Below are 21,356 nucleotides of genomic sequence, written 5' to 3'. Positions count from 1 at the left end.
TTCGAATACCATAAACTGAAAACCGCATACCGCAATATCCTTAAACGTTAAACCTTAAACTTCAAACGATAGAAATGGCATCAACTCCTGATTTTTCACAAGTGGGTGGCCGAACCGACGACGGCGACAAGCGCTCATTCTGGAGCCGCCCGGAAGGCATCGTAGGGCTGTTTTTTCTGGCCGCCATCGGTGCCATGGGATTGGTCTATTTTAACCGGATCGTCGAATTTCTGATCAAGGTTACTGAAAATACGCTGTATCTGGCCGGTTTACTGGCAGTTCTCGGCTTTCTGATTTTTCTGTTTACCAGCAAGGATGTTCGCACGGCGGTTTTCTTCCTGTATAAAACGCTGATGCGGAAACTGACCGGCATTGTCATCGAACTCGATCCGATTGCCATCATGAAGATCTACGTCAATGACCTGAAAGACAAACGCCGTCGGATGCAGGGACAAATCGACACGCTGGCGGGCCAGCTGGTCAAGCTGAACCGGAAGATTGCCGAGAACAACGAAGTCATCAAACAGAAGTTTGCCGAAGCCAACAAAGCCACTAACATGGCCGACCGGCCGGGCATGCGGGAAGCGGCCCAGCTGGCGACCATCGAAGGGGCCGGTTTGCAGGAAATGAACGAAAAGCTGCAACCTCTCCAGCGCAACATGCGCACGGTCCTGGAATTCATGGAGAAGGTCAACAAAAGTGCCGACTACATTATCAAGGAAACCGAAATCAAGGTCAAGCTGAAAGAAGCAGAATATCAGATCGTTAAAGAAAGCTCCAATGCCCTGCGGACGGCCATCAGCATTTTTAAAGGGGATCCCGACAAGAAGTTTTACTTCGATGAATCGATGGAATACATCCAGGATGACATGAGCAAAAAACTGGGCGAAATGAAGCGGGCCATGGATATGTCGATGGACTTCATCAACTCGGTGGACATCCAGAACGGTATTCTGTCGGACAAAGGCCAGGCCCTGCTCGAAGCCTACAACCACGGCGATTTCAAGCTGATTCAACTGGACGACAAAACACCGGCCACTCCGCAAAACCGTCCGATCAATCCACCCAAAGACGAAGGCTACCGGAGTCTGCTGGAATAATGGCGAAAGAGCGAAAGAATTAAAGAGCGCAAAAGCAGCCTTATCGCACCCGCACTTTCACTCTTTCGCACTTTCACTCTTTCTCTCATCCACTCAATTACAATAACACTATGCAACGCTTAACCGTAGCCGGAAGGCTTTTAATTACGGCCCTGATTCTGGCCGGTATTTACTTCGGTTTTAAATACATCGGCGGAGTCGATTTACTGAAAAAATTCGCTTCAAAACCGGCTTCCGAACAATCGTCGGAATCGCCGACCCTGCCGTCGGGTTCGTCCGAATCGTCGGACGAAACGCCAACCAGCTCGTCGTCGGACAATGAAGCAACCGACAACGGTGGCTCGCGGTCCACATTTAACTACACCCCACCTGCCCCCGAAAACGGCAAGTTGAAGGGGGTCGTGGAACTGGGAGCCAGTGGCTTTAATTCCTTCATTATCAACGTTGACCCCAGGAAAAACTGGAAGCTTGAAAAAGCCGAATTCGGCAACAGCCTCGTGCTGGAAAATATGGCGACCGATCAGGACATCCGGGAAGGTTTGAAAAAATACATTGCCCAGATGCTGAATTTCGGGGTCGCCGGCCGGGATATTCACTTCGTGGTGAGCTCCGGTGCCGTGAAAGCCGAGAATACCCAGAAAATTATCAAGGCGCTAAAATCCCTGAATTACGTGGTCAATACGGTTACACCCGAGCAGGAAGGCAAGCTGGCGCTGCGGTCGGTTTTACCGAAAGATTTTGAGAGCAACGCCTTCGTGGTGGATATTGGGTCAGGCAACACCAAGATTTCGTGGAAAGAGGGCGGCCAAACCTCCGCGCTCGAAAGCTACGGTGCCAAGTATTTCCAGAACGGCGACGACGACACCAAAGTCTATAACGAGGTAAAAGCCAAGGCCGGGGAAATTCCGTCGGCCAACCGCAAAACCTGCTTCATCATCGGCGGGGTGCCGTTCGAGCTGGCCAAACAGGTCCGCAACGGAAAAGAACGGTACACGGTTTTGAGTGCGCCGTCGGCGTACAAATCGACGGAAGCCAAAACCAAAGCCGGGGTGAACATCTACAAAGCCATCGCCGACGGCACCAACTGCGACCAGTTCGTCTTCGACTGGGATGCTAACTTTACCATTGGTTACTTGCTGACATTGTAATACAATATTGGAATACTATTTCGCGGAGTTAAGCGGAGTTTTAATGAGTTTAACGGAGGCTCCGCTCAACTTTGATAACTCCGCTTAACTTCGCGAAATAATTGTTATTACCGTTTCAATGACGCTCCAGGATTTCTTTCAATTTGTTTCGTCCAACCCCGCCCTGCTGACGGTTTTTCTGCTGTCGATTCCGGCGCTGGCGTTTATTGTCAACGTGTGGTCGGGCGAAAAAGCGGAGGAAATCTGGCGGTGGCGGTTTGTCTACGCAACCTTGGTCTATCTGGCCTGCATTCCGGGCATTTTTGCCGTCACGCTTAACGTCTACCTTTTCCTGTTTGAGCGGCAAAGCATCTGGCAAATGAACCTGATTACGCAGGTATTGCCCGTCCTGACGATGGTGGCGACCCTGATGATTATCAAGCAAAAACTACCTTTTTCCTACATTCCCGGTTTCGGAAAGCTATCCGGTTTTATGACGCTCATTGCGGCTGCCATTGGCATTCTCTGGTTCATCGACCGCACCCGGATTTACGCCGTTACGTACATTCCGTTCGTTTACATCATTGTCGGATTTGTCGGATTGCTGCTCCTGATCCGGTTTGCCTGGAGCAAATTATTCTAATTCATTTTCGGCAGCCGTTCTTTGGTAAGTTGGGTCAATTGCTGTAAAACCGCCGGCCGGTTGATACGGTCCCCGCACACCACTGCGGACCGAAGGAAGCGGTCTGGCAAGGGGATACCAGGTTTTCAGCCCATCCAGTTCCGCTTCACGCAACCGCCGGTCCTGGGCCAAAGCGCCCGAAACCAGTCCGAACAAACCGATCATTAGAAAGATTCGCAACCCGTATGCCGACATATTTTGTAGTTTTGTGGTGTGATCCAAAAATTGCATGAATATACAATCGCAACCCCATTCGTCAAATCCGCACTTCATCCCGGCCCAGAACGGTTTTTTCTTTCCGGCCGAATGGTATCCGCACGTCGCGACCTGGCTGAGCTGGCCGCATACCGAAGCCTCCTGGTCGAACGAGCGGCAGGAGCAGATGTTTCCGGCCTACATCGAATTCATTCGCGCGATCAGCGAAAGCGAGCAGGTGTGTATCAACGCCCATAATGAAACCGTCATCCAGACGGCGAAAATGCGGTTACTCCTGGCGGGTGTCGACCTGTCGAAGGTCACGCTTCTCCCCCACCCGACGAACGATTCCTGGTGCCGCGACCACGGCCCGGCGTTTCTGATCAACCCGGTTTCAAAAGAAAAAATGATCGTCAACTGGGGTTACAATGCCTGGGGCGACAAGTACCCCCCCTACGACCGCGATGACCTGATTCCGGTCGAAATTGCGCATTACCGACAGCTTCCCTACGTCAATCCGGGAATCGTCATGGAAGGCGGATCGGTCGAGTTCAATGGGAAAGGGACGGTTTTGACCAGCCGGGCCTGCCTGCTGAATCAAAACCGCAATGCGCACCTGACGCAGGCGCAGATCGAGCAATACCTGTGTGATTATTACGGCGTTCAGCAGGTGTTGTGGGTCGAAGAAGGCATTGTGGGCGACGATACCGACGGCCACATCGACGATACGGTACGGTTTGTCAACGAAGACACGGTGATGGTGGCCACGGAATCGAATCCGAACGACGAGAACTATCCGTTTTTGCAGGATATACACCGGGAGGTTAGGGAAATGCGGCTTTTGAACGGCAAACAACTCAACATCATCGAGTTGCCGATGCCCGATCCGGTTCTTAGTGAGGGTCAGCGATTACCGGCCTCGTACGCCAATTTTTACATCACCAACGGCGCGGTCATCGTGCCCACGTTCCGGTGCAAGAAAGATCAAACGGCCATCGACATTCTCGAAAGCTGTTTTCCGACCCGGAAAGTAGTCGGCATCGATGCGACCGAAATCGTGTGGGGTTTAGGTACCTTTCACTGTCTCAGCCAGCAGGAACCCGCCATCGACTGATGCAGTACGATCAGAAAATTTTCCGCTCCGTCGCCAATACGGATAACGGCGAAGTCAGCGCAGCCACCACCTTCTGGTACCACCAGGAGGGCGAAGTGGTTTGGGCCGACTACCGGGGCGGTTCGGTCGTCAGGGGGTCTCTTATCGCCAGGGTGCTGGCGGATGGCGAATTGGACATGGTGTACCAGCACCTGAATACGGCAGGCGAGTTTCGGACAGGCATCTGTCGTTCCACTCCGGAGACGCTGGCCGACGGACGCATTCGGCTGCATGAACGCTGGCGCTGGACCAACGGCGACGGGTCCGAGGGCGCATCGATTATTGAGGAAATTTCCTGATTTGTAACGAATGAAAGCGTATTTTTGGGTATTGATTCTGCTCCTTTCGGCCTGTTCCAGCCAAAAACCGCTGACGGCCGAAATGCGGTTAAACAGCCTGAAAGCCATTAACCTGGAGGAAACCATTACGCGCCGGGATGAGCTGATGATGACCTGGTCGCTAACCGCGTTTGACCGGCAAAACCGCCTGATTGGTGTGGCTTCCAGCGCCTGGGGAGTGGAGACCGTAAAAAAAGGAGCCGTACTTTCCTTTGAGAAGCAGGCACCGGTTCAACTGACGGTTCCGAAAGGAGGCAAAGTGGTGGCTTCGCTGGTGTTGATCGAAGTCGATGATTATTCGAAGGCCCAGCAGTTGATCAAACGCATCCGCGACATCAACGGCTGGATTCAGGTACCCGCCGGTTTTTTTGAACTGGGCACCGAGTTGCTGACCCCGTTGAAGTATGTTACCACCGCCCTGACCGCAGCGGGCCTGGGTGTTCAACTGACCGATCGGCTGGACAAGGACGACGTGCTGGGGCAAAGCAGCGTAGAGTTGCGCGACAGTACCGATTCCCGGAAAAGGAAGCAGACATCGGTGATCCACGTGCCCGCCCGGTTTTCGGGCCGACATCTGCGCGACTCGTTTGAATACCAGGTTGAATATGATATTCAATTAAAACGATTAAAAATAAAGCCGACCGCTGGTCGTTAAAAATTGATAGATCCAACATTCAAGAAATTAAACCACGGGAAAAGGGTAATCCGAATTTTTCGCCCCGGTTTCCCGTTTATTTAATGCCGTATTAAATTGGATAGCACAGTTCAAACCATCCAACACAATCCATTCCTGTTTTGACTTCCACTGATTTTTCAAAAAAAGCACCGGGTATTTTGCTGGCTATCGGTTTGCTGGCGGGTTGTAAGCCCTCGGCTCCCGTAGTCACCAAAGCCCCCGAACCGGTTATTTTAAGGTTAGGCAATAAGGCATTTACGACGGACGATTTTTTTCAGTCTTTCACCAAAAACCAAATCAACGGGGATTCGTCGCGCCGGACCGATCTCCGCGAATACATCGATTTATATACCAACCTGAAACTCAAAGTGATGGCCGCCGAGCAGGAAGGCCGGGATACCACGGAAGGTTTTCGGGAAGAAATTGCGACTTACCGCAAGCAACTTGCCCAGTCGTATCTGAACGACAAGGAGGTTATCGAACACCTCAGCGCCGAGGCCTACGAACATTTGAAGGAGGAAGTCAATATTTCACACATTTTGTTCGCCGTAGCGGAAGATGCCGCCCCGGCCGATACCCTGGCGGCTTACCAGCAGGCGCTCGACGTTCGGAAAAAGCTGCTGGAAGGCCTGGATTTCCCGGCGGCCGCCCGGCAATACTCCAACGATCCGACGGCCGCCACCAACGGCGGGAACCTGGGGTATTTAACGGCTTTCCAGGTGGTTTATCCGATCGAAACCGCTGCGTATTCGACGCCGGTGGGCAGTGTTTCCGCGCCGGTTCGGTCGCGCTCCGGGTATCACCTGGTGAAGGTTCTCGACAAGCGACCCAGTCGGGGAAAAGTACAGGTCGCCCATATTCTGGTGCGCATTAGCCCGAGTGCAGCCGCTTCGGGCGGGGGCGACGAAGGACAAAAAGCCGCCAAAGCACGGATCGACGAAGCCTATAGCCGCCTGGAAAAAGGGGAACCGTTCGAGCTGCTGGCGAAAGAATTTTCGGATGACCGGGAGTCACGCAACAACGGCGGAATTTTGCCCGTCTTTGGCGTGGGACAGATGGTGTTACCCTTTGAGGAAGCCGCCTACAGCCTGAGGCAACCCGGGAGTTATTCCAAACCGTTTCAGACCAACTACGGCTGGCATATCGTCCGGCTGGTTGACCGGCAACCGCTGGAATCCTTCGAATCGATGGCCGGAACCATCCGGCAGAAGGTAATGACCGATACCCGGGGCGAAATCGTCCGCCAGGCCTTGGCGCAACGGCTGCGCAAAACGTACCCCGTAACTGAATCGCCCGACGTGCTGGTTAAAACGCTGGCGCTGGTCGATACCAGTTTGCTGGCCGGAAAATGGAAGCTGCCCGCCACGCTCGACCCGGCCATTGATAAAAAACCGATTGTGCTGATCAATAAACAACCGTACACGGCCAACGATTTTCTGGAAACCGTCCTCCGCCGTCAGCAACCCCGTCGGGGACCGGGAGCCTCGGCGACCGTGCAGGTGGAGCGCCTGTTCAAACGGTTTGTTGACGATAAACTGATCGAACAGGAAGAAGCAGCGCTGGAGAAGAAAAATCCCGAATTCCGGGCGCTGATGAACGACATTCGCGACGGGGTGCTGCTTTCGCAGGTGATGGAAATCAACGTCTGGGAAAAATCCCTGACCGACTCGCTCGGCCAGCGGACCCACTGGGAGGCCAATAAGGAGAAATACCGCTATGATCAGCGGGCGGTGGCGTCGGTGCTGGTGGCGTCGAACGACGAAACCCTCAAACAGGCGTCGCAAATGTTGACCCGAAGTCCGTACCAGCTCCGCCGGTCGGTCGAAGAATTGACCTATAACGTCAACCAAACCACCCTGACCCCCAAGCAACGGGAAATCCTGTTTGACCTGATTGTGTTGATGATCAAGAATCCGGACTATCTAGTCGAAGTCTCCGGCTCGGCCGACGCGACGGAGCGGGACACGGTTTCGGCCAGTCGGATCCGGACCATTGTTAACCTGCTGACAGCCAACCGGATTCCCATCGTTCGGATTATGGAGAAAGATCACGGCAAATTCCGGCCCGGTACGTCGGGAAAGACCGACAAAGCCCGGCGCGTGACCTTTCAGCTGTTCACGACGTCCAAAAAGGACGTGGAGAAAATCCTGAACGCGAAAGATCCTGGAGCGGTGAAACTGACCGAAGGTATTTTTGCCAAAGGAGCAAATCCGTATCTGGATGCGGTCAACTGGCAGCCGGGAGAGACGACCCTCCGGCGCGATGGCAAAGTAATTTTGGTAAAGATTGACCAGGTTGAAGCGCCCCGGCTGAAAACGTTTGATGAAGCCCGGGGAGCGGTCATCAATGATTATCAGGCCCTTCTGGAAAAGCAGTGGCTGGATCGGCTGAAACAGCAGTATCCGGTGCAGATGAATGAAGAGGAAGTGCGGAAACTGGCTAAATAGCCGGATTCTTAACATCATTTAACACATTCGCAGAAACCGCATGGCGATAAATCCTGCCGAAATACGTAATATTGGATAATAAACCTGAATGAAGTTTTTAATGAAATCAAGCCTTCTCTCATTTTGTACACTGACGGCGTTGCTGGCTCTGGTGGCATCGCCCGGTTTTTCGCAGGGAAAAGGAGTCAGTTTGAACAAGATCATTGCCAAAGTCGATAATTATTTCGTGCTGAAATCTGATCTCGAACAGACCCGCCAGTCCTACGCCCAGCAAAACCAGAAAGCCCCGGCCGATTGTCAGATTCTGGAAAGTCTGGTCGTCCAGAAAGTATTGCTGGCGAAAGCCGAAATTGACTCCGTCACGGTTGACGACAAGCTGATCGACAATCAGATGGACAGCCGGATGTCGTATATGATTCAGCAGTTTGGCTCGGAGAAAAACCTCGTTGAAGCCTACGGAAAAAGCATCGAAGCCCTGAAAAGCGAATTGCGCTCGGAGGTGAAAGAGCAGATGCTGGGCCAGCGGATGCAGACCAAGATTACGGATGAGGTAAAGATCAGTCCGAATGATGTCCGGAAGTTTTTCAACGCCATTCCGACCGACAGCCTGCCGTATATTCCGGCGGAAGTGGAAATTGGCCACATCGTCCGGCTGGCGAAAGTTACCAAAGAACAGCGGGATGAGCTTCGGAAACGCCTGCTGGGCCTGAAAGAACGCGTGGAGAAAGGCGAGGACTTTTCAAAATTAGCGACCGAATTTTCGGAGGACGTGGGCTCCGCCCAGAAAGGCGGAAGCCTTGGTTTTGCCAAGCGCGGTCAGATGGTACCCGAGTTCGAAGGAGCCGCTCTGAAGCTGAAACCGGGTGAAATGTCGGATATCGTTGAATCGGAATTTGGTCTTCACCTGATCCAGCTCATCGAGGTGCGGGGGGCGGAATACCACGCCAAACACATTCTGCTCCGGCCCGATTACAACCGGCTCGACCTGACCGAGCCCCGGCGGTTTCTGGACAGCCTGCGGACAATGATCGTAGCCGACAGTATCAAATTCGAAAAAGCCGCCAAAGACTTTTCCGAAGACAAAGCCACCGCCGATGCCGGTGGGGTCATTCGCGACCCGCAAACCAACAGTTCCCTCATGCCGCACGATCAGAACATGGATTATACCCTGTATATGACGCTCGACACGATGGCCGTGGGAACGATCAGCCGGCCGCTGGACTACCGGCTGGAAGATGGTAAAAGCGCCGTTCGCCTGTTGTATTACAAGCGGAAAGTGGCTCCCCATACCGCCAGCCTCAAAGACGATTACGAGAAGATTGCCAACATTGTTCTGGTCAACAAAAAGAATAAAGCCATCGACGAATGGTTCAAAAAAGCTGTCAGTGATGTCTACATCAACGTCGATCCGGAATACGAGAGTTGTCGAATATTTGGCACCAGTAAAACAGAAGGTCCCTAAAGCAGTTAAGGGTTAAGAGTTAAAAAGTAAATGGACGCTGCGCAAACAGCTCATGGCTCTTAACTTCGACCGCATCGGAGGCTTTGTGTTAACTCTTAATTTTTAACTCTTAACCCTTAACTGCTTGTGGTACAATTCAATTCTGACGTTGCGGCTGCTGAAGCGCTGAATGAAGCGTATAAAAAATTAAAAAATGAAATTTCAAAAGTCGTTATCGGACAGGAAGAAACCGTACGGCTTTTGCTGACTGCTATTTTCTGTCAGGGCCACTGCCTGCTGGTGGGCGTGCCGGGCCTGGCCAAAACCCTCCTGATTCAGACCATTGCGGGCGCCCTCGACCTGAGCTTCAACCGGATTCAGTTTACGCCGGACCTGATGCCGTCGGATATTCTGGGTTCCGAAACGCTCGATCAGGAGCGCCGGTTCAAATTCATCAAAGGGCCGGTTTTTGCCAACATCATTCTGGCTGACGAAATCAACCGGACTCCGCCCAAAACCCAGTCGGCGCTGCTGGAAGCCATGCAGGAATACGCCGTAACGATTGCCGGTCAGAAATACCCGCTCGATCGCCCCTTCTTCGTTCTGGCCACCCAGAACCCCATCGAACAGGAAGGAACCTATCCCCTGCCCGAAGCCCAGCTCGACCGGTTTATGTTCAATGTTTTCCTGGATTATCCGTCGTACCAGTCCGAGTTGGATATCGTTAAATCCACGACGAGCGACGAGCGGTATCAGGTGAAGAAAGTGATCTCGGGCGACGAAATTACGGCGTTCCAGCACCTGGTTCGCCGGGTTCCGGTGGTCGACAATGTGGTCGAATACGCCGTCAAACTGGTTCACAAAACCCGCCCGAATACCGAACTGGCTTCGCCCGATGCCAATACGTACCTGGAATGGGGCGCCGGGCCGCGTGCCTCGCAGAACCTGATTCTGGCCGCGAAATGCAACGCCCTGCTCAACGGCAAATATTCTCCGGACATCGAGGATGTGCGGGCGGTAGCGTACCCGATTCTCCGCCACCGGATCGTCCGGAATTTCAAGGCCGAAGCCGAAGGCATTACGGTGGATCACCTCATCAAACGACTGCTGTAAAGACCGTTTACGGTTTTCTGTATCCGGTTTACGGTAGTGGACCGGATCAACTCCATGCAAACTTGAATGCCTGAGCGCCGAAAACCGGATTCGTTCATAACCACTCAGTAAATCGATTTTATTTTTCCGGGATTGTAACAAAATAGTAGCAAACTTGATGGATAATGACCGATCCATCGCTTCGGATTTGGCCGACGTCAACGAAGAGGCTCGTTTGATATTACCTGTCAATCCATGACCACAACTACTCTTACGGCTTTTGCGAGCCGACACTACCACCTGGCCCGGGGACTGATTGTCCTTTCCGAATTCTGGAATGCGGCCATTGGCCTTATTCTTGGTAGCGCCCTGCTGACCGACCGGCCCGGCTGGTATTTGTCGGTTTGGCTGGCTGGACTGGTTCTGATCCGGTTTTTATTGACGCGTTACATTACACTCCGGCTACCCGACCTGAAATCCCACCGGCGGTTCTGGTTTCAAAAACATAGCTATTCCCTGCTGTTCCTGATTAACTTTCTGGCCTATACAATTGCCGGGGGGATCGGCGGGCGGGCCATCCTGCATCCGGAGCCGACGGGAAGCGTCGCCAGCGAACGGTATGAATCCTACGCAGAACTGAGCAAGAAAGACACCCTGGTGACACCTTCTTCCCTGCCAACCACTAGCCCACCTGCCGCTCGTAACACAGGAGTATCGTCCGGAACTCGAATTGCCTACATTTTGCTCTTTCTGGCGAGTATTCCGGCTTTCATTCTGTCCGGTCGTCTTGCATGTAACCTCGCCTGTGCCAATCAGGGATTTGCGGCCGTCATGGTCAGTTTGCTCGGGCTGGGCGTGCTGGTAGGCGGTGTTTATTTCCTGGGCCGGGCCCTGACCAAAGTGTTGAAACCGTATCGGGACATGACCAAAAGTGACCGTAAACGGGAAGGCCGACGACTCCTGCGCGCCTTACTCATCACCGTGGCCGGCCTGTTCATCCTAGGGGCCATTCTTTCTTTAACTAACAAGTAGCAGCCCTACCATCGAACCATTTGACGAATTCTATGAAATACCTCTATGGCCTGTTATTGTCTGCAGGAATTCTAACTTCCGCCTTTTCTCAATCCCCTTTTAACCAGACCATTCGCGGTCGAATCATCGATAAAGAATCCAAATTTCCATTGAGTGACGTTACGGTTCAGCTGCTGGAAGGCACTTCGACCGGCACCCTCACGGACTCCCTGGGCCGTTACCGCATTGCCAATGTCCCGCTGGGCCGCCGAACGATCCGCATTACCCGAATCGGTTACAAGGAAGCCTTGTTGAACAACATCATCGTCGATGCCGGTCGCGAAACCATACTGGACGTTGAACTGGAAGAATCGATTACCGAACTGGCCAGCATCACCGTCAAAGCCCAGCGAACCGGCGACGCCCGCAATGAAATGGCCATGGTGTCGGCCCGGCAGTTTACCGTCGATGAAGCCGACCGCTACGCCGGAAGCCGGGGCGAACCCGCCCGGATGGCGTCGAACTTTGCCGGCGTCCAGGGCGCCGATGACTCCCGGAACGATATTGTGATTCGGGGCAATTCGCCGAGCGGAGTGCTCTGGCGGGTTGAAGGCATCACCATTCCGAACCCCAACCATTTTGCTATTGCCGGAACGACGGGCGGACCGGTGAGCATCATCAACAACAAAATGCTGGCGAACTCCGATTTTTTCACAGGTGCCTTTCCGTCGGAATACGGGAACGCCATCGCTGGCGTGTTCGACTTGCGGTTACGCAACGGGAACAATGAAAAACACCAGCGCATGTTCCAGTTCGGCTTTTTAGGCACGGAAGGATCGCTGGAAGGCCCCATTTCGAAAAAGAAGGGCTCTTCGTATTTTGTTTCGTACCGGTACGCCAACCTCTGGCTCTTCAAAAAAGCCGGTATCGACATTGGCACCCAAGCGGTTCCGTCGTACCAGGATGCCTCTTTCCGGCTGAATTTTCCGTTGAAAAACAACGCCAAACTCGCCCTTTGGGGCTTTGGTGGGACCAGTACCATCGACCTGCTCATCAGCGAACAGGAAGTATCAGACCGGAATATTTTCGGGCAAAATGACCGCGATCAGTATTATACCTCCCGCATGGGCGTGGTGGGTCTGACGTACGAAAAACCGCTCAGCCGACAATCGTTTCTGAAAATAACGCTGGCCGAATCGGGTAACGTTCAGGATGCGAACCACGATTATGTATTTTTTCAGTATGACGCTAACGGATTGCCCGTAGTCGAGAATAACCGCTACAAGATCACTGGCAAAGCCCCCATTCTGGACTACCGGTTTGCCGAAATCAAAACTTCGCTGGCCGCTTCCATGAACCACAAATTCAGTCCTCGAAGCATCCTGAAAGCGGGTTTGAATACCGACCTTTTTTCCTTCCATTTCCTCGACAGCGTCCGCGTCGTGACCACTCTGCCCAACACCCCGGCCCAGCTAGGCCCCTGGGAATACCGCTGGGATTCCCGCCAAACCGCCCTGCTGGTCCAGCCGTATGTGCAGTGGCGCGTCAACCTCGTCGATCGGCTAACCCTGAGTGCCGGTTTGACGAGCCTGTATTTTTCGCTCAACAACCGCAGTTTCTCCCCGCTCGAACCCCGGGCCGGACTGGCCTGGGATCTGCCGAATCGCCAGAAGCTCAGTGTGGCGTTGGGGTTGCACAGCCAGATCCAGCCGACGTACACCTACTTTTACGGCAACGACCTGCACCACCCAACCAAAGCCACTTCCCTGTTCAATCAAAACGTCGGATTGACCAAAAGCTGGCATTATGTCACCTCCTACGACCGGTTGCTGGGCCGGAATCTCCGGCTGAAACTGGAAGCGTATTACCAGAAATTGTTCAACGTGCCGGTGGAGGAACAACGCAGTTCATTTTCTATTTTGAATACCGGGTCCGGTTTTACCCGGGTTTTTCCGGGAAAACTGGTCAATTCCGGAACCGGGCGCAACTACGGGGCGGAGGCAACGCTGGAGAAGTTTTTCAGTGAAGGCTATTATTTTCTGGTAACCGGTTCGCTGTTCGATGCCAAATACAAAGGGTCCGACGGGGTTTTGCGGAATACGGATTTTAACGGAAAATACGCCTTCAATGCGGTTTTTGCGAAGGAATTCACCTTTCGAAAAACCAGCCTGAACGTCGGCGCCAAGTTCACCGCCATCGGCGGACGCCGGTATGGGCCGGTAGACGTTGCGAAGTCACAGGCCGCTCAGGAAATTATTTACCAGAGCGACGGCCGAAATACGCTCCAGTTTCCGGATTACCGGCGGCTGGACCTGAAGGTCGATTACAAAATCAACCGCAACCGCCTGACGCACACGATTGCGGTCGATCTGGTCAACATTCTCGGCACTCAAAATATTCTGACCTTAAGTTATGCTCCGCAACCCGACGGTTCGTTTATCAAACAGGAATACCAGCTCGGTTTTCTGCCGGTTTTCTATTACCGGATTGATTTTTAATTTTATGAATGAATACACCTGTTGACGTTGGTAGAGGCCGTGGTTGGACGCATTTCGGCGGGGTTTTCTGGCTGTATCTATTGAGTTTTTTTCAGGGTGTTTTTGCCCAGGAAACACCACCGCTGACGAATTATACATCTGCGGTTTACAATGCCCACAATCAGAACTGGGCGGTTTCCCAGAGTTCGGATCAGCTGTTATACGTTGCCAATTCCGACGGTTTGCTGGAATACGATGGAGCGAACTGGAAGGTGTACCCCCTCCCTGACCATCAGATTGTGCGGTCGGTTTTATGCGATGACGTGGTTAAAACCGGGAAGAAGCCAACCGTGGAACACCGGATTTACGTGGGCGGTTTTGCCGAATTTGGCTATTGGCTGAAAGGTGTTGATGGGGAGCTTACGTATCATTCCCTGAGTAAAACCGCTGCGTTTAAAAGCCTGAAAACCGAGGAGATCTGGCACATTCTGAAAACCCCGGATTATATTTATTTTCAGTCCTTCTCCAGAATTTACCGGTACGACGGCCATAACCTGACTGAAATCAAGGCCTTCGGTAATTTCATGTTTCTGCGGTACGTCCGCAACCGGTTACTGATTCAACTGATCGGGCACGGTTTATTTGAACTGAAAGGGGAAACCTTCTCCCCGGTTCCGAACACCGACGTTCTTTCCCCGTCCACGGTTTCGTCCATTTTGCCTTTCCCGGGCAACCGGATTCTGATTACCACCACCAAAAACGGACTATACATTCTGGAGGACGATCGACTTCGTCCCTGGACGATCGGTATTTCCAGGGAGTTGCAAACCAATTTGCTGAACCAGGCAATTCAGTTGCGGCCGGATAGCTCGTACGTTTTCGGGACCATCCAGCAAGGGGTGTACCTGGTATCCGCTACGGGGGTGCTCCAACACCAGTTCAACCAGAAAAATGGCCTCCAAAATAATACGGTGCTGGCGCTGGGTCAGGACAATAGCCATAACCTGTGGATTGGTCTGGATAAGGGAATTGATCTGATCAAAACCTCGTCCCCGATTGTCTATTCCCAGGCCAATGACAACCCTTTGGGCTCCACCTATGCCGCTGCCATCTGGCGGGGGAATTTTTATGTGGGCTCCAATAACGGTGTTTTCGTCAAAAAATGGGGTGCGAAGGAACCGTTTAAACCGATACCCGGGCTGGGCGGGCAGACCTGGAGTCTAAAAGTTATTGATGATCAGCTCCTTTGCGGACACAACGACGCAACCTTCCGGATTGACAAAAAGGGGGCCCGGCGCATCTCGGACGTAACGGGTGGCTGGGTTTTTCTGCCCCTCAAGACGCCCACCGATTCGGTAATCCTGCAGGGAGCGTATAACGGCCTGCACGTCTACCGGAAAAACCGGCAGCAGGAATGGTCGTATTCCCATTCCGTAAAAGGCATCCCTCCCCTTCCCATCCGGCAAATCATTCAGGATCAGGACGGTTCGTTCTGGCTGGTCCATGCCTACAAAGGGTTGTACCGTACCCGGCTGACGGTTGACCTTGATTCCGCCCTGAGTTGGCGCGATTACAAATCCCCCCGCGATCTTCCCAGCGAATTTTCGATCGAACTGACCGAATGGGCGGGTCAACTGCGCATCCGGGCGGGAAGCCGGTTTTTCGTTGCCGATGCAGCGGGGAATCTAAAGCCCGATACGACCTTGCCCATGGATGAGGAAGATGCTTTCAAAATTCGGGCCGGGCTGGCGGGCGACTGGTTTAAACTCTACAAAAACCGGGTGCTCTATTACCGACGCGATGCCAAACCGCAGTCGTTCGACCTGTCCCTCGTGCGGAACTACGAAACGATTCTTCCGATTTCTGCCAATGATTATTTGTTCTGCCTCGACAACGGCTACGGACTGTATAACCGCCTGCACGACAGCCTTTCGCTGACGGCTATGCCTCAACCGATCATTCGAAAAGTAGCCAATTGGCGCAATTTGACGGAAGTATTCAGCCTTTTACCGAAGGTCGTCCTGCCCCCGGATGTGCGTTCCATTCGGATTTCGTATGCCCTGCCTGTTTACGGGCAAAACGTCCAGTACCGCTACCGGCTGTCGGGCTTGTCGGACCAATGGTCAGAGTGGACGTCGCAGAGTTCGGTGGAATACACCAATCTCGAAGCTACTTCGTACACGTTTGAAGTCCGGACGAACCTATCCGATCGGGTAACGACCTACGCTTTCGCCGTGGCACCCCGGTGGTTCGAAACCTGGTGGGCCAAAACCGTATTCATCATTTTGGTTAGTCTGGCGTTGATCGGGCTAATTATCTACCAGGAAAAACGACTGGTGCGCCACCGCCAAAAACTGCTGGCCGAGCAGGAAGAAAAGCTCCGGCAGCAGCGACTTTCCAGCGAACGCAAGATTATTGAACTGCAAAATGAAAAGCTCCAGAGCGAAATAAAAAACAAAAGCCAGCAGTTGAGTAACGTGGCCATCAACGTGGTTCGAAAAAACGAAATTCTGGAAGAAATCCGGGATGAGCTGAAGCAGGTGAAAGATGAAATGGGACAGCAATTCCCTAATATTCACTACCAGAAATTACTGAACAGCATCGAACGCAACGTTGCGGGCAAAGAAGACTGGGTATTATTCGAAGAGAACTTCGACGAAGTCCACGAAGAATTTTTCAAGCGGCTCCGTGCCCTTTGCCCGTCCATCACCCCCACCGAACTCCGGTTGGCGGCCTGTTTGCGGATGAATCTGTCAACGAAAGAAATGGCCCCCGCCATGGGGATTTCAATTCGGGGGGTGGAAATCAAGCGGTATCGTTTACGGAAAAAACTGGGACTCGATAACCACGCCAACCTGGTTGAGTTCATGATGGAGGTATAATTTTCCCGATAAGCCTAAGCAGAATATCAGAATTTTATTGTATATGCAATTGTATTATTCTTATTGATGTAGTAGTGATGTATTGCAATTTTTGAAAAAAGGAGTTGGTCCATTTTACCTTTGGTTCAATAAATTCTTTTAATAATTCAATCATCCATATTCATCAATGAAAACTATTGTACGATTTTCGTACCTGCTGGTTTTTCTGATCTGTAGCACGGTTTCCTTTGCGCAGCAAGTTAGTGTGTCCGGAAAAGTCACTTCATCCACAGACGGCACGCCACTTCCGGGCGTCAGCGTTCTGCTTAAAGGCACGACGACGGGCGTTCCGACCGATGCTGACGGGATGTATACAATCAACGTTCCATCACCCAATTCCGTCCTCGTCTTTTCCATGATCGGGATGGTTACGCAGGAGATTCCGGTGGGTACACAGACCACGATCAATGTCGACCTGAAGGATGATGCCCGCTCGCTTAATGAGGTGGTCGTGGTCGGCTACGGAACGCAGCGTAAACTGGATGTGACCGGCTCAGTCGTTCAGATCAAAGGGGATGAAATTCTGAAACAGCCTTCCATGAACCCCGTCAGCGCGCTTCAGGGAAAGGTGGCCGGGGTTCAGATCAACAATTCCGGCAAACCGGGTGAAGCTCCCCAAATCCGCATTCGGGGCGTCGGGACGGCCTACGGAAGCCCGAACCCTCTGTATGTGGTCGATGGCGTGTGGTTCGATGATATCAGCTTCCTGAACTCGGGCGATATTGAGAGCATGAACGTGTTGAAAGATGCGTCCAGTCAGTCAATTTACGGCGTCCGGGCGGCCAACGGCGTGGTCCTGATTACCACTAAAAAAGGGAAATCCGGTAATGCGGTCGTCAACTATAACGGTTTTGTGGGTTATCAGAAAGTAACCAACCAGATCAAAATGGCCAACGCCAACGAGTACGCCACGATGGTCAACGAACTGAGCGCCATTAACGGCAAAGGGCAGGTTCTGGACCCGGCCCAATTCGGCGAAGGCACCGACTGGTACCGCCAGATTCTGCGGAATGCCTTTGTGACCAATCATCAGCTTTCGGTAAGTGGCGGTGGCGAAAAATCGACTTATAACTTCTCGCTAGGCTACCTCAATCAGGATGGTATTGTTGAAAAGAACAATTTCAAGCGGTATACGGCCCGCGTTCAAAATGATTTTCAGATCCTGAAAAATCTGAAAGTGGGGTATACGGCCACCGGCGCGTTCAGCCAGTCGCAGGACGAAGCCGGCGGTATTTTCCGGCAACTGTATGCCGCCGGGCCGGTCGTGCCGGTTTATTACGCCGACGGTGCATACGGTGATCCGACCGACTATAACCTGGGGGATGGCAACAACTTCAACCCACAGGCCACGATCGATTTCTACAATCAGGTTACCAGGAAAACCCTGCTGACGGCGAACGTATACGCGGACCTGGAAATCCTGAAAGGCCTGACATTCAGAACAAGTTTTGGCGGCCGGTATTCGCAGGACGAAACCCGGACGTATACACCGGAATATGTGGCGACGTTCAAGCAACGGAACACGACCAGCAGCCTGCAATTTGTACGGCCCCAGGCCCGCTACTGGATTCTGGAAAATACGTTAACCTATACGAAAGATATTGGCGATCATACTTTCACGGCCCTGCTCGGTCAATCGGCCCAACGGGATCAGTCCTATAAAGTAACGGCCTCGGCGCTGAACGTGCCGTATACCCGCGAAGGCGATCTTTACCTGGCACTGGGCAGTGCCGACGGCCGGAACGTTGTGGATGAGGGCGATCTGGCAACCTATGCGTCGTATTTCGGGCGGGTCAACTATTCGTACCAGGATCGGTATCTGCTCAATGCCTCCCTGCGGGCCGACGGGTCTTCCAAGTTCTTTCAGGGTGGCAATGCCTGGGGTTATTTCCCGTCCGTTGGGGTGGGCTGGGTGATCAGCAGCGAGCCTTTCATGCGGAATCAGGCGGTTTTCGACAACCTGAAATTCCGGGCCAGCTGGGGTAAAATCGGGAATGCTTCCGTTCCGTCCAACCTCTCGACGCTGACGGTGGCCAATGGGGCCGATCTGGCGGCCATTTTTGGCGGACAACTCTACACCGGGGCCAGTATCAACTCCATCATTCCACCGGTTACGTACTGGGAACGCGGGGTTGGAACCGATGTCGGTATTGAAGCGGCCCTGCTCAAAAACCGCCTGAGTGTGGAACTGGATTATTACATCAAGAAAACCGAACGCGCTATTTTCGACATTCCGGTGCTGAGTTCCATCGGTACGTCGTCGAGCCGGATCATCGGGAACCAGGCCACTTTCCAGAACCAGGGCTTCGAAGCCGCCTTAACCTGGCGGGATGAAATCGGTCAAAACGTATCCTACAGCATCGGTGTCAATGCCGGACTGAACAACAATACCGTCTTGTCCGTGTCGTCGGGTGCCAATCCGATTTACGACGGGGGCGTCGGCCTGACCGGTGGGGCGCTGGCTACCCGCACGAAGGTGGGTGATCCGATTGGCTCGTTCTACGGCTACATCGTCGATGGTATTTTCCAGAATCAGGACGAAATCAAAAATTCGGCCCAGCCCAATGCCAAACCGGGCGACTTCAAATACCGCGATATCAGCGGAACCGACGGCAAACCGGACGGCGCCATCACCGGGCTGGACCGGCAGGTGATCGGCAATCCGAACCCCAAATGGACATACGGTATCAACACCAGTTGGAACTACAAAAACATCGACCTGATGCTTGACTTCCAGGGTGTTGCGAAAGTGGATATCTACAACGCGAACCTCGGCTGGCGGTACGGTAATGAAAATTTCACCAAGGATTTTTACGACAACCGCTGGCATGGTGAAGGCACGTCCAATACGTATCCGTCAACGAACATCGGTGGTGGCTCCAACTACATGCCGAACTCGTTTTACGTCCAGGATGGCAGCTACTTCCGGGTTAGAAATGCCCAGATCGGCTATACGTTTGCGCAGGACCTGACGCAGCGCCTGAGACTGAAAAAACTACGGGTGTACGCCAACGCCCAGAACGCCCTTAACTTCTTCAAATACAAAGGGCTTTCACCCGAGGTACGGGCTAATGAAAACAAACCGACACAGGCCGGAATCGATGCCAACGTCTATCCGCTGTCGGCGACCTATAACTTCGGTGTTAACGTTACTTTCTAATTCCTGTCTAATCGAATGAAAACGATATTTCAAAAGACGCATCTCCGGCAACTGGGCCTTTATTCCGGTCTGGCGGTCTGTTTACTTTTTCCTTCCTCCTGCAAGGAGGAGTTTCTCGACGTAGATCCCCAGGGCAAACAGGCCGATACGGTTTTCTGGGCCAGTGAAGACGATGCGACCAAGGCGGTGAACGCCATGTATGCCAACCTTCGGGGCTGGAACAATACCGCCTTTGCCGCCATCGCCCTCGAAAGTGTGGGTTCCGACGAAACCGAAAAAGGCAGCACGGCCTCCGATGCAACATTTTTCAATGATTATGACACCTTTACCGTTGGATCGAGCGACGGTCAGCTGGGCGGTTTCTGGTCGGGTCAGTACCAGAACATCAACTATGCCAATCAGGTACTGGACAACATTCCGGCCATTCAGATGTCATCGACGCTGAAGGAGCGCTACCTGGCCGAAGCCAAGTTTGTCCGGGCTTACTCGTATTTCCGCCTGGTTCGGGCTTTCGGCGATGTTCCGCTGCGGCTCAAATTACCGGCGGATGCGAGCGAATACAACCTTCCGCGAACGCCCAAAGCCGAGGTCTATGCCGCCATCGAAAAGGACCTGACGGAGGCTGTTGCGGTTTTACCCTTATCCTACGGACCCGCCGACCTCGGCCGGGTGACGAAGGGTGCGGCACAGACCCTGCACGCCAAAGTCTCGATGTACCAGCAAAAATGGCAGCAGGTATACGATCTGACCAATCAGGTCATTACGTCGGGCCGTTATGCGCTGGTTAAAGATTTCGAACAACTGTTTCGGCTGAACAACGAAAACTCTTCCGAGTCGATTTTTGAAATTCAAAACGAATTGCTTCCCAACAACAAAGCGGCTTCGAACTCCCAATACTCACAGGTACAGGGGGTCCGGGGCGTAACCGGGGGCGGCTGGGGCTTCAACGTTCCCACCAAGGAACTGGCCGATGCGTTCGAAACCGGCGATCCCCGGCGCGATGCAACCATTATTTTCCGGGGCGAAACCACCCCCGAAGGCGATGCCATTCCGGCCGTGGGCGACAATCCGATGTATAACCAGAAATCGTACGTACCGTTCAACCTGTTTGTCAGCGGTTTTAACGAAGGCGCGCAGCAAAACATCCGGGTGCTTCGCTACGCCGAAGTCCTGCTGATGAACGCGGAGGCTGCCAACGAACTGGGGAACACGGCCCAGGCGCTGGCATCCCTCGAACTGGTTCGGGCCCGTGCCCGCGGCACCAACACCGCCATCCTGCCCAAAGTGACAACCACGGATAAAGCCGCCCTCCGGCTGGCCATCTGGCACGAACGGCAGGTCGAACTGGCCCTGGAATTCGACCGCTATTTCGACGTCATTCGCCAGGGTCGGGCTGCCCAGGTCTTTGGTCCCAAAGGCTGGAAAGCCGGAAAAAATGAAGTCTGGCCCATTCCCCAAACGGAACTGGATCTAAGCGCCGGGGTGCTGACGCAAAACCCGGGTTATTAAGTTTCACCCTTTCGATTGACGATTCAC

14 protein-coding genes are annotated in these 21,356 nt (G+C 53.1%); all 14 read left to right on the top strand.

All coding sequences use genetic code 11. From position 1 onward, the window contains the following. Positions 1-74 precede the first annotated feature (74 nt). The 14 genes from ACFPMF_RS01125 (at position 75) to ACFPMF_RS01060 (ending at position 21,329) form a co-directional block, all read left to right on the top strand. Complete coding sequence (locus ACFPMF_RS01125) at positions 75-1,100, top strand: hypothetical protein (protein ID WP_379840584.1); 1,026 nt, start codon at positions 75-77, stop codon at positions 1,098-1,100. 110 nt (positions 1,101-1,210) lie between these two features. After that, positions 1,211-2,248 carry a Ppx/GppA phosphatase family protein gene (locus tag ACFPMF_RS01120; protein ID WP_379840583.1) on the top strand — a complete coding sequence of 346 codons (1,038 nt, stop codon included), beginning with the start codon at positions 1,211-1,213 and terminating at the stop codon, positions 2,246-2,248. 118 nt (positions 2,249-2,366) lie between these two features. Then, positions 2,367-2,870, top strand: coding sequence for a hypothetical protein (locus tag ACFPMF_RS01115; protein WP_379840581.1), 504 nt, complete (start codon positions 2,367-2,369; stop codon positions 2,868-2,870). A gap of 268 nt (positions 2,871-3,138) precedes the next feature. Beyond that, complete coding sequence (locus ACFPMF_RS01110) at positions 3,139-4,218, top strand: agmatine deiminase family protein (protein WP_379840580.1); 1,080 nt, start codon at positions 3,139-3,141, stop codon at positions 4,216-4,218. Continuing rightward, complete coding sequence (locus tag ACFPMF_RS01105; protein WP_379840579.1) at positions 4,218-4,556, top strand: avidin-fold protein; 339 nt, start codon at positions 4,218-4,220, stop codon at positions 4,554-4,556. The genes ACFPMF_RS01110 and ACFPMF_RS01105 overlap by 1 nt, the downstream gene beginning before the upstream one ends. Before the next feature lie 10 nt (positions 4,557-4,566). Beyond that, complete coding sequence (locus ACFPMF_RS01100; protein WP_379840578.1) at positions 4,567-5,250, top strand: hypothetical protein; 684 nt, start codon at positions 4,567-4,569, stop codon at positions 5,248-5,250. Positions 5,251-5,390: 140 nt separating this feature from the next. After that, on the top strand, positions 5,391-7,718 hold the full coding sequence (locus tag ACFPMF_RS01095) for a peptidylprolyl isomerase (RefSeq protein ID WP_379840577.1): 2,328 nt from the start codon (positions 5,391-5,393) through the stop codon (positions 7,716-7,718). Positions 7,719-7,818: 100 nt separating this feature from the next. After that, positions 7,819-9,180, top strand: coding sequence for a peptidylprolyl isomerase (locus ACFPMF_RS01090; RefSeq protein ID WP_379840576.1), 1,362 nt, complete (start codon positions 7,819-7,821; stop codon positions 9,178-9,180). Positions 9,181-9,306: 126 nt separating this feature from the next. After that, a complete protein-coding gene (locus ACFPMF_RS01085; RefSeq protein WP_379840575.1) occupies positions 9,307-10,272 on the top strand; it encodes an AAA family ATPase in 966 nt (321 codons plus the stop codon). A 234-nt stretch (positions 10,273-10,506) separates the two neighbouring features. Then, positions 10,507-11,283 (top strand): hypothetical protein, encoded by a 777-nt coding sequence (locus ACFPMF_RS01080; protein WP_379840574.1) that lies wholly within the window; start codon positions 10,507-10,509, stop codon positions 11,281-11,283. A gap of 32 nt (positions 11,284-11,315) precedes the next feature. Continuing rightward, the gene (locus ACFPMF_RS01075) at positions 11,316-13,760 is read left to right on the top strand and encodes a TonB-dependent receptor (protein WP_379840573.1); all 2,445 of its coding nucleotides are present in this window, start codon (positions 11,316-11,318) and stop codon (positions 13,758-13,760) included. Positions 13,761-13,768: 8 nt separating this feature from the next. After that, the gene (locus ACFPMF_RS01070; RefSeq protein ID WP_379840571.1) at positions 13,769-16,621 is read left to right on the top strand and encodes a triple tyrosine motif-containing protein; all 2,853 of its coding nucleotides are present in this window, start codon (positions 13,769-13,771) and stop codon (positions 16,619-16,621) included. Between the two features lie 166 nt (positions 16,622-16,787). Further along, positions 16,788-19,820, top strand: coding sequence for a SusC/RagA family TonB-linked outer membrane protein (locus ACFPMF_RS01065; protein ID WP_379840570.1), 3,033 nt, complete (start codon positions 16,788-16,790; stop codon positions 19,818-19,820). A 15-nt stretch (positions 19,821-19,835) separates the two neighbouring features. Continuing rightward, a complete protein-coding gene (locus ACFPMF_RS01060; protein WP_379840569.1) occupies positions 19,836-21,329 on the top strand; it encodes a RagB/SusD family nutrient uptake outer membrane protein in 1,494 nt (497 codons plus the stop codon). Positions 21,330-21,356: the final 27 nt, after the last annotated feature.

The organism is Larkinella bovis, from assembly GCF_042655385.1.
GTDB lineage: Bacteria > Bacteroidota > Bacteroidia > Cytophagales > Spirosomataceae > Larkinella > Larkinella bovis.
This window is presented reverse-complemented; position numbering and strand designations above follow the sequence as displayed.

Excerpts from the sequence above, each read along its gene's own strand:
- ACFPMF_RS01080 (WP_379840574.1), top strand. The coding sequence starts at position 10,507 with ATGACCACAACTACTCTTACGGCTTTTGCGAGCCGACACTACCACCTG.
- ACFPMF_RS01125 (WP_379840584.1), top strand. The coding sequence starts at position 75 with ATGGCATCAACTCCTGATTTTTCACAAGTGGGTGGCCGAACCGACGAC.
- ACFPMF_RS01110 (WP_379840580.1), top strand. The coding sequence starts at position 3,139 with ATGAATATACAATCGCAACCCCATTCGTCAAATCCGCACTTCATCCCG.
- ACFPMF_RS01075 (WP_379840573.1), top strand. The coding sequence starts at position 11,316 with ATGAAATACCTCTATGGCCTGTTATTGTCTGCAGGAATTCTAACTTCC.
- ACFPMF_RS01065 (WP_379840570.1), top strand. The coding sequence starts at position 16,788 with ATGAAAACTATTGTACGATTTTCGTACCTGCTGGTTTTTCTGATCTGT.
- ACFPMF_RS01070 (WP_379840571.1), top strand. The coding sequence starts at position 13,769 with ATGAATACACCTGTTGACGTTGGTAGAGGCCGTGGTTGGACGCATTTC.
- ACFPMF_RS01120 (WP_379840583.1), top strand. The coding sequence starts at position 1,211 with ATGCAACGCTTAACCGTAGCCGGAAGGCTTTTAATTACGGCCCTGATT.
- ACFPMF_RS01090 (WP_379840576.1), top strand. The coding sequence starts at position 7,819 with ATGAAATCAAGCCTTCTCTCATTTTGTACACTGACGGCGTTGCTGGCT.
- ACFPMF_RS01105 (WP_379840579.1), top strand. The coding sequence starts at position 4,218 with ATGCAGTACGATCAGAAAATTTTCCGCTCCGTCGCCAATACGGATAAC.
- ACFPMF_RS01115 (WP_379840581.1), top strand. The coding sequence starts at position 2,367 with ATGACGCTCCAGGATTTCTTTCAATTTGTTTCGTCCAACCCCGCCCTG.
- ACFPMF_RS01060 (WP_379840569.1), top strand. The coding sequence starts at position 19,836 with ATGAAAACGATATTTCAAAAGACGCATCTCCGGCAACTGGGCCTTTAT.
- ACFPMF_RS01100 (WP_379840578.1), top strand. The coding sequence starts at position 4,567 with ATGAAAGCGTATTTTTGGGTATTGATTCTGCTCCTTTCGGCCTGTTCC.